Here is a 16,919-nt window from a genome sequence, read left to right on the forward strand (position 1 = left end):
CTATAGGATCAAATGTAGCTCTAGGACCAAATATAGAATGAAGCCAATTTTTGGTAGAGGTCCCTCTCTACAATTGCGCCTGTTTTTTGCTGTAATTTTATCAGCCAGCCTTATGCTGGCTGATAGTCGTTTAGATGCTTTCTCAAATGTTCGCTATCTATTAAACAGCATGGTTGCGCCTATTCAATATGCAGCCAACTTGCCTCGCACTATGTTCGATGGTGTTTACGACCGTTTTAGCACTCGCAAAGGGTTAATTGAATCTAACCATAATATTAAACGAGAAGTCTTGCGTCTGAAGAGCGAGCTGATTCTGCTTGAGCAATATCAAGAAGAAAACAAGCGCCTTCGTAAGCTGTTAGGCTCGCCGTTTATCCGTGATGAGAAGAAAGTCGTCACAGAAGTTATGGCGGTAGACACTTCACCATATCGCCATCAAGTCGTGATCGACAAAGGTCAGATTGATGGGGTGTATGAAGGTCAGCCGGTGATCAACGAAAAAGGCATTGTCGGCCAAGTCACTTTCGTTGCTGCTCATAATAGTCGTGTATTACTACTCACTGATGCAAACAATGCGATTCCTGTTCAGGTTATTCGTAATGACATCCGTGTGATTGCTTCGGGCAATGGCATGATTGATGAGATCCAGCTAGAGCACATTCCAACCAGTACCGATATACAAGAAGAAGATCTGTTGGTGACATCGGGTCTTGGTGGGGTGTATCCAGAAGGTTACCCAGTCGCCTATGTTACTGCCGTTGATTACGACCCGAAACGAGAATTCGCTGTGATCAAAGCAGAGCCTGTGGTTGAGTTCGACAAGCTCAGATACTTGCTGCTTGTATGGCCTGATGAAAATAAACAGATGCAAGCGGATCAATCCAGCATAGAACAAGCATTGTTAGAGGATGAAGATGGCCAATAGCGTTTTAAGAAGCAAGGTCGTAATTGGCTGCTCATTTTTAGTAGCCCTTATTCTGCAAACGATCCCTTGGCCTGGTAGCTTAGATCTATTTAGACCATCTTGGTTGCTGCTGGTTACGTGTTACTGGGTTTTGGCTCTGCCACATCGTGTTAACGTAGGTAGTGCTTTGATTCTAGGCTTATTGTGGGACCTTTTGATCGGCTCTACTCTGGGTATTCGAGGCATGATGATGGCAATAGTGATGTACATTATTGCGATGAACTTCCTCGTCATTCGTAACATGGCGTTATGGCAGCAAGCGATGATCATTGCCGCGTTAACGGTCTTGTTTGAGGTGTTGATCTTCTTTGGTGAATATTTGATCCAAGATGTTGTTTTCAATCCGTTATCGTTATGGAGCGCATTGATAAACTGTATACTTTGGCCTTGGATGTTTTTATTAATGAGACGCGTGCGTCGCCATTGGCATGTGAGGTAGCGTGACGATGGAAAAGAAACATTTAGTTTTGGCATCCGGCTCTCCACGCCGCAAAGAATTGCTATCTCAACTCGGTTATGAGTTTTCTGTCCTCGTAACCGATGTTGAAGAGTGTAAACACGCTCAAGAAACCGCCGAAGAATATGTTAAGCGACTATCTTTAGATAAAGCTTTAGCTGCGTTGTCTTTATTAAAAGATAACCCTTCTGAAAGGCAGCATGTCGTTCCTAGTTCTGATACTGTAGATAATGGCTCTGATATAGTCGTTCTTGGTTCTGATACCGTCGTTGTTAGTCAAGGGCAAGTACTTGAGAAGCCCTGCGATTTTGCTGACTCTAAGCGTATGCTTACTCAGTTAGCGAATGAACGTCACCAAGTGATGACGGCGGTTTCTGTGGTTTCAGAAGAAAAACAAAGAACAGAAATCATTATTACCGACGTATGGTTTAAACCCCTCAGTGAAAAAGAAATAGAACAATACTGGCAAACAGGGGAGCCATGCGATAAAGCCGGTAGCTATGGGATCCAAGGTTTGGGCGGACGCTTTGTCACCCGAATCGAAGGTAGTTATTACGCCGTTGTCGGCTTACCTTTATTTGAAACGGACCAGCTACTGCAAGAATTCTTATAATTACTAACCTGAGGTGCACCATGAGTGCTGAATTGTTGCTGAACGTGACCCCGAGTGAAACTCGTGTGGCCATGATTGAAGGGGGGGCTCTTCAAGAGATCCATGTCGAACGAGATGCTCGACGCGGTATCGTAGGAAATATCTATAAAGGACGTGTAAGCCGTGTTCTTCCGGGAATGCAGGCGGCTTTTGTGGATATAGGCCTTGAGAAAGCAGCTTTTTTACACGCCTCTGATATTGTCCCACACACTGAATGTGTCGCTGAAAACGAAAAGAAACAATTTCAGGTTCGTGATATTTCAGAGCTTGTCCGTCAAGGGCAAGACATTGTGGTGCAAGTGGTCAAAGACCCTCTTGGTACTAAAGGTGCTCGCTTAACCACTGATATCACTCTACCGTCTCGTTATCTGGTATTTATGCCGGGCGCAAGTCATGTTGGTGTATCTCAACGTATCGACAGCGAGTCTGAACGTAACCGTCTTAAAAAAGTCGTGTCTCGTTACTGTGACGAACATGGTGGCTTCATCATCCGCACTGCCGCAGAAGGTGCAGATTCAAATGAGTTGGCACAAGATGCCGCATTCTTGAAGCGATTATGGCTAAAAGTATTAGAGCGTCGTGGTAAGCACAAGGCGCGTACTCGCTTGTACGGTGAGCTTTGCTTAAGCCAGCGTATCTTGCGTGACTTTGTCGGTACTGAGCTGAGCAAGATTCAGGTCGATTCTCGTCTAGAATATGAAAACCTAAAAGAGTTTACCTCTGAATACGTGCCTGAGCTGACAGACAAGCTTGAGCTGTATGAAGGTGATAAGCCTATCTTTGATATGTACGATACCGAGAACGAAATTCAGCGTTCATTGGATCGTAAAGTCGAATTAAAGTCTGGTGGATATCTGATTATCGACCAAACTGAAGCGATGACCACGGTTGATATCAACACTGGCGCGTTTGTTGGTCGTCGTAATCTAGAAGAGACGATTTTCAACACCAATGTAGAAGCGACTCAAGCGATTGCTCGTCAGCTGCGTCTACGTAACTTAGGTGGCATCATCATTATCGACTTTATTGATATGTTGTCTGAGGAACATCGTAAGCGAGTACTAACTTCTTTAGAGGCTGCGCTCGACAAAGACCGTGTGAAAACCAATATTAATGGCTTCACGCAGCTTGGGTTGGTTGAGATGACTCGTAAACGTACTCGTGAAAGTATTGAGCATATCCTATGTTCGAGCTGTCCTGCTTGTGAAGGCCGCGGCAGTGTGAAGACAGTTGAAACCGTTTGTTATGAAATTCTTCGAGAGATCACGCGAGTGAATCGTGCGTACGACGCCGATAAATTTGTGGTCTATGCGGCAGCTGCCGTAGCTGAGGCGTTAGAGGGCGATGAATCTCATGCGCTTGCGGAGCTTGAAGTCTTTATTGGTAAGCAAGTTAAAATCCAGGCTGAGCCTCTGTACATACAAGAGCAGTTTGATGTTGTTATGATGTAATGGAAATTTTGTGAGCTCAAGCGTTACTCTGATTCTACGTGCATGTTTATGGTTAGTGGTTACTCTCTTAGTAACGCTAGCCATTGCCGTTACTACACTGCGTGTAGCCTTGCCCAATTTAAACAAGTATCAATCTGAAATTGAGCTTTGGGTAAACCAACACTCCGGTTTTGATTTTTCGATTCAAGACGTGGGCGGTTTTTGGCGTAACACTCACCCCTCTATTGCTCTGCAAGGCGTTAAAGCCAGCCTTCCCAATGCGGAAGATGTGAGCTTTTCTGTCGAGCGTGTTGAAGTCGAGTTTGACTTGATTCAATCGGTCGTACAGATGCGCCCGGTTGTGGCCGAGTTGGTCATGAATCAAATGTATCTTGATATCCGCTCAATTGAGCTGTTTGCTGGGCAAAATGGCAAAGATGAGCCTAAAGATTCTGGCTCTTCCCAGCGAGCGATGCAAGAGCTCGATAATTTACTGCTAAAAACACTCGTCGATGTAACTGTAAAAGATTCTTCTATTCTTTATCACTCTGTTTCGGGTGAAGAACGTCAGCTCGATATAGAAACCTTAAAATGGCAAAACTCAGACAAACATCACCTTGCTGAAGGTGTGGTGAGTATCAAAGGTGCCAATCTAAACTCTCTGTCAGTGAGTGCTAACTTTATTGATGGTGGGTCACTGACTGATGTGACTGGTGAGTTTTATGTCAGTGCCGACAGTATTTCTGTTAAGCCATGGCTTACGCATTATATGCAGGCGGAATCCGGCATTGAAACGGGTACAGTGAGCTTAAATAGCTGGCTAACACTGCGTAATAGCAAACCTGTGAGCGCTTATGTTGAAGTTCTGCCTTCGGAATTAACATGGAACGAAGATGGCAAGCATGACTTGATGCTTGAATCCGGCGTCTTTAAGTTGTCTCCGATTGATGATGGTTGGCAAGTAAATGGTCACTCACTTAATTTGAGAACTGACGATACGCCTTGGTCAGAACTGGATGTGGCGTTTAAGTGGAACAAAGGTCCTTGGGAGTTGAATGTCTCTGAACTCAATATTGAGACAATTACTCCACTGATTAAGCTACTGCCTGATTCAGAACAATCCACCAAAATGATAAATGTCTTGTCACCGGGCGGCTCTGTTTCTGATCTTCGCGTATCCATGGATTCAGGTATCGAGAGTCTGCGTTATTCAGCGAGCTTCTCTGATCTTGCTATCGAGCAGTGGGAACTAGTCCCAGGCTTTAGCCAAGTGTCCGGTAGCGTGTTTGGTTCGGCCTCGGAAGCGAAAGCTAGCCTGCATGTTATTGACGATGTGTTCCCTTATGGTGACGTATTCCAAGCGCCTTTGAATATCAAACAAGGTCAGGTTGATATTGTTTGGCAGCAAGATGAAAACGGCTGGAAGCTGTGGTCAGACAAAATCACAGCTGCCACCCCCGATTTACAAGTACTAGGCGCATTCCGCTTAGACTTCCCAAAAGATGCGAGCCCGTTTTTATCCTTCTACGGCGAAGCGGACGCTTACAATGTCGGTGAAACATGGCGCTACTTACCTACACTGGCTCTTGGGCAAGATCTAACAGACTACCTTTCAACTGCGATTCAAGCCGGTAAAGCGGATACCGTAAAACTGTTGTGGCATGGTGATTTGTCTCAATACCCATACACTAACCACGATGGTATTTTCCAGGTTTGGGTTGGCTTAGAAGATGCGAAATTCAGCTTTGATACCGCGTGGCCACTGATTACTGATCTTCAGCTTGATCTGTTGTTTGAAAATGATGCGATGCATCTGGATTCTCGCTCAGCTCAACTGATGGATGTGACGGCAGATCGAATCACAGGACGCATTCCTTATTTAGGGGAAGGCGGCCATATTGAAATTGAAGCTAAAGCGACGGCGTCTGGCAACGCAGTACGCGATTACATGACGTCTTCGCCACTGGTGGGCTCGGTAGGCGCAGCCTTAACCGCACTTCAAGTGAGTGGTGATGTCTCTTCTGAGTTCCAGCTGAATATTCCGTTTGATTCTGAAAAAGAAGCAAGAGCATGGGGTTACGCCGACTTAAGTGGCAACCATGTTGAGATTGAAGCGCCGCCAATGGTGCTCGAGAACACCACGGGTCGAATTGAATTTGATAATGACGTAGTGACGGCAAATGGCCTCGCTGCGGATCTGCTTAACCAAGGTATCTCGCTTGATTTTAAGGGCCTTAATGATGGTCCTGGCTATGCAGTTGATATTGATGTGTTAGGTGATTGGGACGTCAAGCCTCTAGAACCTTACATCGGTGAGCAATGGTTAAGCCGCTTATCAGGTCATGCGCAATGGCAAAGCCAGATTGATATCCAGCTGAATGATATCGGCTTTACCTACCAACTAGACTTACAGTCAGACCTAAAATACTTGGCGAGTGATTACCCATATCCATTGGCGAAAAAATCACTAGAAAGTGGCTCTGCAAGGCTACAGGCATCGGGTAACCAAGAGACGATTACCGCGCGCCTGCAATTGCCAAACACCAAGTACCAAGCTGAGATTGATATCACAGGCGACGTGCCTGAGTTAACGGCGACCAACTTAGTGCTTGGTCGCGGTGGCTACAAAATTAGCCCGGTGGTGGGCCATCACGCCCTGATTCGTACAGACAAATTCAATGCCGATGATTGGTTATCGGTTGTAATGGAACCGGTAAAGCCTTCAACGGCTGTACTTAGTCAAATGAACACGCCAACCATACCTGCGCCAAGCCGTATTACCTTTGAGAGTAAAGAGCTGATCTTGGGTGGTATCTCTTGGAATGACGTCGATTTTAGTGCTAGTAAGAACAAACAGGCGTGGCAAATGGAAGTGTCTAGCCAAGAGCTAGAAGGGGATATTAACTACCTGCCTCCTTATGATTTGACAGTTTCACTGGATCGTCTGCATCTGTTTGTTCCTGAGTGGAGTGATAAGAACAACCAAGATCAGCAACTGCTGCAACGTAAAGAACAAGCTGCGCCATTGATATCCAAATTGGATAGAGAGATCCACGATGCGATGCCAAACCTGACCCTGACGCTGAACGACTTTTGGCTGCAAGGCTACAAGGTGGGTAAGGTCGATGTTGAAATGACGAGGAACGAAGATCGTATCGAGTGGAACAAAATCCAGGTGCGAAGCGGCGGTAACAAAGCGGATGTGAGTGGCTGGTGGGAACTGCAAGGTGACAAGAGTCATTCATCGTTAACCGTTGATGTTGAAGGTGAAAACAACAGCGAGCTCATGGAGCGCTTTGGTATTACTTCCGGGATTCAAAAAGCGCCATTCGCGTTGGAAGGTCAACTAAATTGGGATGGTTCGCCTTGGGGAATCAAAATGGATACCCTTGATGGCAACGTTAAAACCAAGTTTGGTAAAGGCATTATCTCGGATGTGAGCGGCGCAGCTCGATTACTTGGCCTGTTTAGCCTAGATTCGATCATCCGTAAGATGCAGCTCGATTTCTCAGATGTGTTTGATAAAGGTATGGCCTTCAACAGCATCACCGGAACGGGCGAGATTCAAAATGGTATCTTCCTGACCAATGATCTGAACATGGATGCGGTCGCAGGTGAGATGAAAATCAAAGGTATCGCTAACCTCAACACGCGTCAGGTTGATGCTGAGGTGAACTTTACCCCAGATATTACCTCGGGTATTCCCGTATTAACGGCCTTTGCGGTAACCCCTCAAACGGCGCTGTACGTATTGGCGGTGACCACGGTTATCTCGCCAGTTGTGGAAGTCTTTACCCAAGTAAATTATTCGGTGAAAGGACCATTGGATTCACCAACGGTGAGCGAACTTTCTCGTAGCTCTGGCGAGTTTCAACTGCCAGAGAAGCTGAGAAAATTAGCCGAATAGGCCTTAAATTAGCCGAAAAGACCTTATGCCCGAGTCAGCGAATATACGGTGAAATGCTGATTTCTGAATCATAATGAATGGAGGAGCGATACACATGGATTGTGTTGGGTTGATTCAAATGACATCTGGCCCCAGCCCTGAATTGAACTTTGAGTACCTTGCTCAAGAAGTTGCAAAGTGCAAAGAGTTGGGGGCTAAGTGGGTTGTTTGCCCTGAAAACGCGTTAGTTTTTGGCAGTAAAGCCGACTATCACCAGTGTGCTGAGCCTTTTAATGATGGCCCACTGCAAAAGAAAATCTCTGAGCTAGCAAAGCTTCACAGAATTTGGATCGTCATTGGCAGTATGCCGATAAGCACAACTAACGGAGTGACGACCACCACCTTGGTGATTGATGATTTTGGTTGCCTCGTTGCTCATTACGACAAGCTACACATGTTTGATGTGGATGTCGCTGACGCCCATAAGTGCTATCGAGAGTCGGATATTTTCACTCCGGGCAACCAAGTTGTGACAGCGGAAACGCCTTTTGGTCGCTTAGGTTTGAGTATTTGTTATGATGTGCGCTTTCCACACTTGTATTCAGAGTTACGTAAGCAAGGGGCACAAATCATTGTGGTGCCTGCGGCTTTTACAGCGGTAACGGGTCAAGCGCACTGGGAAGTACTATTAAGATGCCGCGCGGTTGAAACACAGTCGTGGATTGTCGCGGTAGGTCAAGGCGGAAAACACCCTTGCCAAAGAGAAACATGGGGACACTCAATGGTGGTTGATCCATGGGGACGAGTGGTCGCACAGTTAGACCAAGATCCTAAAAGTATGGTGGTTGAGATAGACACATCCAGTTGCGAGTCCATTAGGCAAAATATGCCCATCGCGCAACACTCTCGATTTACCAATCAATTTTAATTACAAACAAGAGCCATCTATGAGCATTAATCAAATTGAAGAAGCGCTACTGAACCCGACAGGGCTTACGGAGCAAAATATCGCAGATACATTGGCGAGTATTGCTACCCGCCAAATTGATTATGCTGATATCTACTTTCAGTCAAGCTGGCACGAATCTTTAGTGCTAGAAGACAGCATTATTAAAGACGGCTCTTTCAATATCGATTGCGGTGTTGGCGTTCGTGCAGTATCTGGTGAAAAGACTGGTTTTGCTTACTCTGACCAAATCCAATTGGATGGTCTTAAGCAGAGCGCAATTGCGGCTCGTGGTATTGCTAAACAAGGTCAAAACGGCAAGGTTCAAGCGTTCAAACGCAACTCTAATCAAGCTTACTATGATGCAGTTAACCCGCTTGCGAGTTGGGAAAAACAGCAGAAAACAGAATTACTAAAATCATTAGATGCTTACATTCGCACTAAAGAGCCGATGGTGACTGAAGTATCGGTGAGTTTAAGTGGTGTGCATGAGCAGATGCTGGTTGCTGCGACTGATGGCACTTACGCTGGTGATATTCGTCCGCTGGTTCGCTTGTCTATTAGCGTACTTGCACAGAAGGGTGATCGTCGTGAGCGTGGTAGCGCTGGTGGTGGTGGCCGTTTTGGTTACGACTTCTTCTTAAGTGATGACAAAGGCACTCAAGTTGCTTACCAATTTGCGGATGAAGCGATTCGCCAAGCATTAGTTAACCTTGAAGCGGTTGCAGCGCCTGCTGGTGCCATGCCTGTGGTTCTTGGTTCTGGTTGGCCGGGCGTTCTGCTGCATGAAGCGGTAGGCCACGGTTTAGAAGGCGACTTCAACCGTAAAGAGTCGTCAGTATTCTCCGGCAAAGTTGGTGAGCAAGTAACTTCAAGCCTATGTACGATTGTCGATGACGGTACATTAACGGATCTACGCGGTTCATTGAACGTCGATGATGAAGGTGTTAACGGTCAGTACAATACGTTAATCGAAAACGGCATCCTAAAAGGTTACATGCAAGATAAGCTGAACGCTCGTCTAATGGGTGTAGCACCGACAGGTAATGGTCGTCGTGAGTCATACGCGCATCTTCCAATGCCACGTATGACGAATACATACATGCTACCGGGCGAACACACACCGGAAGAGATCATCGCGACGGTTGAGAAAGGTATCTACGCACCGAACTTCGGTGGCGGTCAGGTCGATATCACATCAGGTAAGTTCGTATTCTCAGCGTCTGAAGCGTACATGATTGAAAACGGTAAGATCACTCACCCAGTGAAAGGCGCGACGCTAATCGGTTCTGGTATCGAAGCGATGCAGCAGGTGTCTATGGTGGGTAACGACCTAAGCATCGACCGTGGTGTGGGTGTGTGTGGTAAGGCTGGTCAAAGTGTGCCAGTGGGTGTTGGTCAACCAACATTGAAACTAGACTCGCTAACCGTTGGTGGTACTGAGTAATTCAGACTAACCTCTGCCGACTTACTTCAAAATATTAAATTGAAAAGCGCCTCCAATGTGAGGCGCTTTTTGTTTTTAGATTACTGATTCAGTGAGCGTATAGAGTCACTACATGTTCTCTTCCGCAAACTCAGCTAGTCGGCTACGCACCACACCATTGAGGTGGATGTTGGCACTGCCTTCGAAGTTTTTAAAACGCTCAACCATGTAGGTTAAGCCTGAAGTCACAGGGGTTAGGTAAGAAGAATCTATCTGCGCTAAGTTACCTGAGCAGACGATCTTAGTACCTTCACCACAACGGGTGATGATGGTTTTTATCTGTGAAGCGGTGAGGTTCTGACACTCATCCAAAAGCACAAAGGCATTTTGAATCGAGCGGCCACGCATGAAGTTGATTGATTTGAACTGGATATTGGCTTTGTCACAGATGTACTTCATCGAGCCTTCTGTGCAGTGGTCGTTCTTGTGCAGCGCTTCCAGTGTATCGGTCACTGCGGCTAACCAAGGCAACATTTTCTCTTCCTCTGTACCCGGAAGGAAACCTATCGACTCACCAATATCAGGGGTGTTGCGGGTTACGATGATCTTATCGAATTGCTTACGTTCAATGGTTTGTTCAAGTGCAGCAGCCATAGCAAGCAGTGTCTTACCACTACCTGCGGCGCCAGTGAGAATCACAAGATCAATATCAGGGTCGAGCAGCGCATCAATCGCCATTCCTTGATAAATGTTTTTTGGCGTGATGTCCCAAGCTCTTCTGTTCATTAAGCGTTCACGGCTTAAGTCCCTGAGTGTGATGGTTTCGGTATCAATCTCTTCAACTCTTGCTGCAAAGTCACTCTCTTCATCAATCACATATTGGTTAAGGAAGGTTGGTTCAAAAGGCGCTCTAGCTAAGGTGTGCAGTGTCTTTCCACCTAAACTTCTGCTCTCGACATTGTCGATACCATCCCAAAATGAGCCTTCGAGCTGTTGAAAGCCTTTGGTGAGATATTGGATATCATCAATCAGTTGGTCGGTTTGATAGTCTTCAACAAAACGTACACCGGCGCCTTTTGCTCGTAAACGCATATTGATGTCTTTGGTGATGAGAACCACTTCGCGTGGTGCGCGTTTATTTTGAAGATAGAGGACAGCGTTGAGGATTCGGTTATCGCCCGCCTTGTCATCGGCAAAGGCTTTGATGCTTTCTTGAAGTTCGTAGTCAGCGAGTATTGAAATACTGCCAGATGCATTTATGTCTTTAGAAAAAGGGATGCCTTCCGATATTTGGTCTGGTGTGGCTTCCCTGAACAGGTCTTCGAGCGTTCGAATCGCAATTCTCGCATCTCGAGCAACGTCTCTTTTACTGTCTTTGATTCTGTCGAGTTCTTCTAGCACTGTCATGGGGATAACGACATCGTGCTCTTGGAAAGAAAATATAGCGAAGGGTTCGTGAAGTAGGATATTGGTGTCTAAAACAAATAGCTTCCGGTTGGTCTCGCCCATAGCATCTCCTTGCCGACGTGCGGCTTGCCTTGCATTCATTGAACGTAGATAAAGCTCATATAAAGATTAGTATCTGATTCTGGTGATAGTCAACTACTCACCTAAACTTCATCTAGAGGAACAGCACCATATCGTTACGAGTGAATATGGTGTATTCGTTTGAGAGCAGCAATCTGCTACCTATAGATTAACCATGAATTTTTGACAGTTTGATTGCACTGGCGAAAACAGAAAAAAAGCATGAAATCATCTCCTTTAGGCGTGACCTAAATCACAGCATCGAGTAAGATTAGCGACCTTTTTCTGCACCATTTTCTCGAGATATTTATTATTGAGAGCGCACTTAAAAAGTGGCTGCAAACTAGACATTTTTGGCTATATTTTTAGTTCAGGAGCGATAATGTTCTTGTTTAAAACTGCAGTTAAGAAGACCAAATTCCAACTATAAGATTGAGGTAGTCGATTCATGACATTTGCTTTGGGGCAACGCTGGATAAGCGATACGGAGAGCGATTTAGGTTTAGGTACCGTTGTAGCAATGGATGCTCGCACAGTGACACTAATGTTTGCAGCGTCAGAAGAAAACCGTGTTTATGCACGTACTGATGCTCCCGTAACCCGAGTAACGTTTAATGTAGGCGATGTCATCGAATGCCAAGAAGGTTGGTCTCTGTCTGTCGAAGAAGTTATCGAAGACAAAGGGCTGCTAACCTACTTAGGTACTCGCGAAGATACCCAAGAAACAGAAGTCACTCTGCGTGAAATCTTCTTAAGCAACCAGATCCGCTTTAACAAGCCACAAGATAAGCTATACGCAGGTCAAATCGACCGTATGGATAACTTTGTGTTGCGTTACCGTGCGCTAAGCAACCAGTACCAACAACACAAGAGCCCGATGCGTGGCTTGTGTGGTATGCGTGCTGGCTTGATCCCTCATCAGCTATACATCGCTCATGAAGTGGGTCGTCGTCACGCTCCGCGCGTTTTACTGGCTGATGAAGTGGGCCTAGGTAAAACCATCGAAGCGGGCATGATCATCCACCAACAGGTGCTGTCTGGCCGTGCTGAACGCATTCTGATTGTGGTTCCTGAAACTCTACAACACCAATGGTTAGTAGAGATGATGCGCCGTTTCAACCTGCATTTTTCTATCTTCGATGAAGAGCGTTGTATTGAAGCGTTTGCTGAATCAGACAACCCGTTTGATACCCAGCAGTACGTTCTGTGTTCTTTGGACTTCCTACGTAAGAGCCGTAAGCGCTACGAGCAAGCACTTGAAGGCGAGTGGGACTTGTTGGTTGTCGATGAAGCGCACCACCTTGAGTGGAGCCAAGACAAACCAAGCCGTGAATACCAAGTGGTTGAAGGCTTAGCGGAAAATACGTCTGGTGTGCTACTACTAACAGCAACGCCTGAACAGCTTGGTCGTGAGAGCCACTTTGCACGTCTGCGTCTGCTTGATCCTGATCGCTTCTACGATTACGAAGCATTCGTTGAAGAAGAAGACCAATACGCACCGGTTGCTGATGCAGTAACGGCTCTGTTCTCTGGAGTGAAGCTTGAAAACAGCGCGAAGAACCAGATTACGGAACTGCTTTCTGAGCAAGATGTTGAGCCTCTATTCCGCGTTATCGAAGGTGATAGCAGCGAAGAAGAGCAAGCGTTAGCTCGCCAAGAATTGATTGATAACCTTATGGATCGCCATGGTACTGGCCGTGTTCTTTTCAGAAACACACGTGCTGCAATCAAAGGCTTCCCTAAGCGTAATGTAAACCTACTGCCGATGGAGATTCCAACGCAGTACACAACCTCAATGCGTGTATCTGGCATGATCGGTGGCAAAATGGCTCCCGAAGCTCGTGCAATGAAGATGCTGTATCCAGAAGAGATCTTCCAAGAGTTTGAAGGTGAAGATTCAAGCTGGTGGCAGTTCGACTCACGCGTTAACTGGTTGATTGAAAAGATCCAAGACAAGCGCAGCGAGAAAATCCTAGTGATCGCCTCTCGTGCAAGTACGGCTCTTCAATTAGAGCAAGCACTGCGTGAGCGTGAAGGTGTGCGTGCAACCGTATTTCACGAAGGCATGTCGATTCTAGAGCGTGATAAAGCTGCGGCTTACTTTGCTCAAGAAGAGGGCGGCGCTCAGGTTCTTATCTGTAGTGAAATCGGCTCTGAAGGTCGTAACTTCCAGTTCGCTAACCAACTTGTGATGTTCGATCTTCCATTCAACCCAGACTTGCTTGAGCAACGTATTGGCCGTTTGGACCGTATCGGTCAGCTGCGTGATATCGACATTCATGTTCCTTACCTAAAAGGCACATCACAGGCGATCCTTGCGCGTTGGTTCGATGAAGGTCTGAATGCATTTGCGGAAACTTGTCCAACGGGTCGCACGGTTTACGATAAGTACTCAGATGTTCTTATCGAGATGCTGGCTTCTGGTAACACTGAGCAACTTGATGAAGTGATTGAAGAGTCTGCCAAGCTAAATCAAAGCCTGAAATCAGATCTAGAAAAAGGCCGTGATCGCCTATTAGAAATGCACTCAAACGGCGGCGACAAAGCGCATGAAATTGCAGAGAAGATTGCCTCGACTGACGGCGACACTAACCTAGTAACGTTTGCACTAAGCCTGTTCGATACGATTGGCTTGAACCAAGACGACAAGGGTGAGAATGCTCTGGTTGTAACGCCGTCTGAGCACATGATGGTGCCAAGCTACCCAGGCTTACCATACGAAGGCGCAACCATCACGTTTGATCGTGATACTGCGCTTTCTCGTGAAGACATGAACTTCATTAGCTGGGAACACCCAATGATTCAGGGCGGTATCGATCTGCTACTGAGTGAAGGTGTTGGTGCATCAGCGGTATCACTACTGAAAAACAAAGCGCTGCCAGTGGGTACTATCCTGCTTGAGCTGGTTTACCTTGTGGATGCGCAAGCGCCGAAACGCAGCGGTATCAGCCAGTTCTTGCCTAAGACGCCAATTCGTTTGATGATGGATGGCCGTGGTAATGACTTATCAGCTCAGGTTGAGTTCGACAGCTTTAACCGTCAATTAAGCCCTGTAAACCGTCACCTAGCGAGCAAGCTAGTTAACTCGGTACAAGGTGAAATTCACAAGCTAATCGAAGCGGGTGAGACGCACGTACTTCCTAAAGTGGAAGAAGTGCGTGAACAAGCTCAACGAGATATGCAGACTAACCTGAACGGTGAATTAGAGCGTCTACAAGCGCTTAAAGCCGTGAATCCTAATATTCGTGATGAAGAGCTAGAGGTAATCGAAGCTCAAATCAATGAACTGACCGGTTACATCAGCAAAGCTCAGGTTCAGCTAGATTCATTACGCTTGATTGTGGTTTCTCACAACTAGTTTTGAATGAGCGAAATGCTTCAACGAAATAAGGCCTTCATTATGAAGGCCTTATTTGTATCTGTAGCTTAATTAACAATTCAAGTAGCTGGTTACATTAACCACTTCCACCAAACAAATACCGCTAGGAAACCAAATAGGTAAACAAGACCTGCTACAGACAACCATTTTAGTTTGCTGCCAATGGCTAGCGCTTCTGGAAGCTTAGCTTTGTTGACCAAGATGAAATTAAGCAGAGCGAAGAATGGCGTTGTTGCAAACGCGAGTACCATTGCGAAATCGAGCATAGGCATCAGTGCTGCGCTAAAGAACATCACAATCGCGAGTGCCGCGATAGAGACAATGATTATCCAGCCTTGCAGCATTCTTGGGCTTGAATCTTTTTTGAATAATAGACGTTGTGATTCAGCAAGCACGCGTGAGTAGCCATCGATAACGGTAATGGTGCTACCAAAGATACAGAAGAAAGCGATAAGAGCGATTAACGGGCGAGACCATTCACCAATTGTCGAAGCGTAGATGCCGACCAATTGATGAGTAAAGCCAACACCGGAGCGAGACAGTTCAACTCCCGAACCGTGAAGTACTAGCGCGCCTAACGCAACGAATACTAAAGCAAGCAGCGCCGTACCAATGTAGCCAACGTTAAAGTCGAACAGCGCTGATTGTGCGGTCACTTCCTGCTTCTCTTTTTGGCTTTTTAGCCACATAGAGGTGATGCTTGATATTTCGATAGGCGCAGGCATCCAACCCATGGTCACCACGATAAAACCAATAGCAGCCAATGACCAAGGCGACGGTGGAACAAAAGCAGCATCAGGTTCGACTGGAGAGCCGATAGCAATGGCGACTGCAGCTAAGGTTGTGATGGTTAAGATCGCCATGATCGCTTTAGATAGTGTATCTAGAGCACGATAATGGCCAGCAAACAGAATGGTCAAACAGGTCGCTAAAACGATCATGCACAAGGTGCTAGTGGCTAAATCGAAAGGAACAAAGTAACTGAGTAGGCTTGCACTGAATAATAGCAGGGCAGCGGTATTCACGACCGCAGATATGGCACTCAAGATCGAAAAGATCACAAGGTATGGGCGGCCTAGGTTAGAGTAACCTTCCACCAAGCTTTGACCCGTTCCTAGCGTGTATTGGATGCCGGCTCTGAAGAATGGATATTTAAATACGTTAACGAGGATAATGAGAGCGGCAAGCTGCCAACCATAAATCGCACCCGCCTTGGTTGAGGCGACTAAGTGAGAACCACCTACAGCCGCTGCGGCCATCATAACGCCTGGGCCAAGAGACTTAATTAAACTTGATAGGGGAGCTGAGGTTGGTGTTTTTGTGTTGGTGGTTTTAACCGTACTGTCCATCGTTTTTCCTTTGATGCTGACTTCTTATTATCCGTTACCCTATCAATACCATGTTTTGTAAAGTCGTCAACTTTTATGTACGAAAATGTTGAAAGTTGTATTTATTTATAAACGAATCAACCGTAAATTATTTATTCACTAGCAATTAAGAGGCTTCAATGGCGTTAGAACAGTACACACCACCGCGTGAACCGTGGATTGATATTGTTTATCAAGATGACGATATTCTTGTGGTGAACAAGCCTGCAGGCCTGCTTTCTGTTCCGGGTAGGTTACCTGAGCATTACGACAGCATGTGGAGTCGGTTAGTTGTCGAATTTCCAGAGATTCAAGTCGTTCATCGATTGGACATGTCGACCTCAGGCTTGATGCTGCTCGCTAAACACAAACAAGCTGAGCGTCATTTGAAGAAGCAATTTCAATATCGACTGACACACAAACTCTATTACGCCCGAGTATGGGGTTCAGTAGAAGAAGCTGAAGGTTTGATTGACCTCCCTCTTATTTGCGATTGGCCAAACCGGCCGAAGCAGAAAGTGTGTTTCGAGGATGGTAAATCATCTCAGACTCGCTATGTGGTTGAGCAAGAAGAGGTAAAAACGACCTTATTGAAGCTACTGCCTATCACGGGACGATCTCATCAGTTGCGAGTGCACTGCATGGAGGTGGGGAATCCTATTGTGGGTGATGAGTTTTATGCAACGCCAGATGCATTTATCTATAGCGAGAGGTTAGCTCTGCACGCGTGTGAACTCAGTTTTTATCACCCGGCCAATGATCAGTTATTCAAAGCCTTTGCTCCGTGTGAGTTTTATCCTCAAGCATCGCCACAAATCGAACAGCACTTTGAAATTGCGCTTGAGCTTCCAGACTACAGTAAGCTAAAAGCTTAGAATGGACTGA

At 46.2% G+C, this 16,919-nt stretch carries 11 protein-coding genes; 9 read left to right on the forward strand and 2 right to left on the reverse strand.

What is annotated here, in order from left to right; all coding sequences use genetic code 11:
• The first annotated feature begins 37 nt into the window (after positions 1-37).
• From mreC to tldD, 7 genes are all read left to right on the forward strand, one after another.
• The gene (gene mreC, locus AB4351_RS16475; RefSeq protein ID WP_048657962.1) at positions 38-925 is read left to right on the forward strand and encodes a rod shape-determining protein MreC; all 888 of its coding nucleotides are present in this window, start codon (positions 38-40) and stop codon (positions 923-925) included.
• Positions 915-1,403, forward strand: coding sequence for a rod shape-determining protein MreD (gene mreD / locus AB4351_RS16480; protein ID WP_004735926.1), 489 nt, complete (start codon positions 915-917; stop codon positions 1,401-1,403). The genes mreC and mreD overlap by 11 nt, the downstream gene beginning before the upstream one ends.
• Before the next feature lie 7 nt (positions 1,404-1,410).
• Positions 1,411-2,034 (forward strand): nucleoside triphosphate pyrophosphatase, encoded by a 624-nt coding sequence (locus tag AB4351_RS16485; RefSeq protein ID WP_372082783.1) that lies wholly within the window; start codon positions 1,411-1,413, stop codon positions 2,032-2,034.
• 20 nt (positions 2,035-2,054) lie between these two features.
• The gene (gene rng, locus AB4351_RS16490; RefSeq protein WP_017061363.1) at positions 2,055-3,524 is read left to right on the forward strand and encodes a ribonuclease G; all 1,470 of its coding nucleotides are present in this window, start codon (positions 2,055-2,057) and stop codon (positions 3,522-3,524) included.
• 10 nt (positions 3,525-3,534) lie between these two features.
• Complete coding sequence (locus AB4351_RS16495) at positions 3,535-7,410, forward strand: YhdP family protein (protein WP_372126603.1); 3,876 nt, start codon at positions 3,535-3,537, stop codon at positions 7,408-7,410.
• A gap of 94 nt (positions 7,411-7,504) precedes the next feature.
• Complete coding sequence (locus AB4351_RS16500) at positions 7,505-8,317, forward strand: carbon-nitrogen hydrolase family protein (protein WP_017061365.1); 813 nt, start codon at positions 7,505-7,507, stop codon at positions 8,315-8,317.
• A 19-nt stretch (positions 8,318-8,336) separates the two neighbouring features.
• Complete coding sequence (tldD, locus tag AB4351_RS16505; RefSeq protein ID WP_017061366.1) at positions 8,337-9,782, forward strand: metalloprotease TldD; 1,446 nt, start codon at positions 8,337-8,339, stop codon at positions 9,780-9,782.
• A gap of 108 nt (positions 9,783-9,890) precedes the next feature.
• On the opposite strand, the gene AB4351_RS16510 is transcribed toward tldD, so the two are convergent.
• On the reverse strand, positions 9,891-11,270 hold the full coding sequence (locus AB4351_RS16510) for a PhoH family protein (protein WP_372126605.1): 1,380 nt from the start codon (positions 11,268-11,270) through the stop codon (positions 9,891-9,893).
• A gap of 466 nt (positions 11,271-11,736) precedes the next feature.
• Here AB4351_RS16510 and rapA point away from each other — a divergent pair, with 466 nt between their 5' ends.
• Entirely contained in the window at positions 11,737-14,646 is a 2,910-nt protein-coding gene (gene rapA / locus AB4351_RS16515) for an RNA polymerase-associated protein RapA (RefSeq protein ID WP_017062952.1), read from the forward strand.
• Between the two features lie 92 nt (positions 14,647-14,738).
• Here the strand turns inward: rapA and AB4351_RS16520 are convergent, their stop codons facing one another.
• Complete coding sequence (locus tag AB4351_RS16520) at positions 14,739-16,016, reverse strand: NRAMP family divalent metal transporter (protein WP_372126606.1); 1,278 nt, start codon at positions 16,014-16,016, stop codon at positions 14,739-14,741.
• Between the two features lie 158 nt (positions 16,017-16,174).
• Here AB4351_RS16520 and rluA point away from each other — a divergent pair, with 158 nt between their 5' ends.
• A complete protein-coding gene (rluA, locus tag AB4351_RS16525) occupies positions 16,175-16,909 on the forward strand; it encodes a bifunctional tRNA pseudouridine(32) synthase/23S rRNA pseudouridine(746) synthase RluA (protein ID WP_372126607.1) in 735 nt (244 codons plus the stop codon).
• The last annotated feature ends 10 nt before the right edge of the window (positions 16,910-16,919 follow it).

The sequence above is a fragment of the Vibrio sp. 10N.261.51.F11 genome, assembly GCF_041471665.1.
Classification (GTDB): Bacteria; Pseudomonadota; Gammaproteobacteria; order Enterobacterales; family Vibrionaceae; genus Vibrio; species Vibrio crassostreae_C.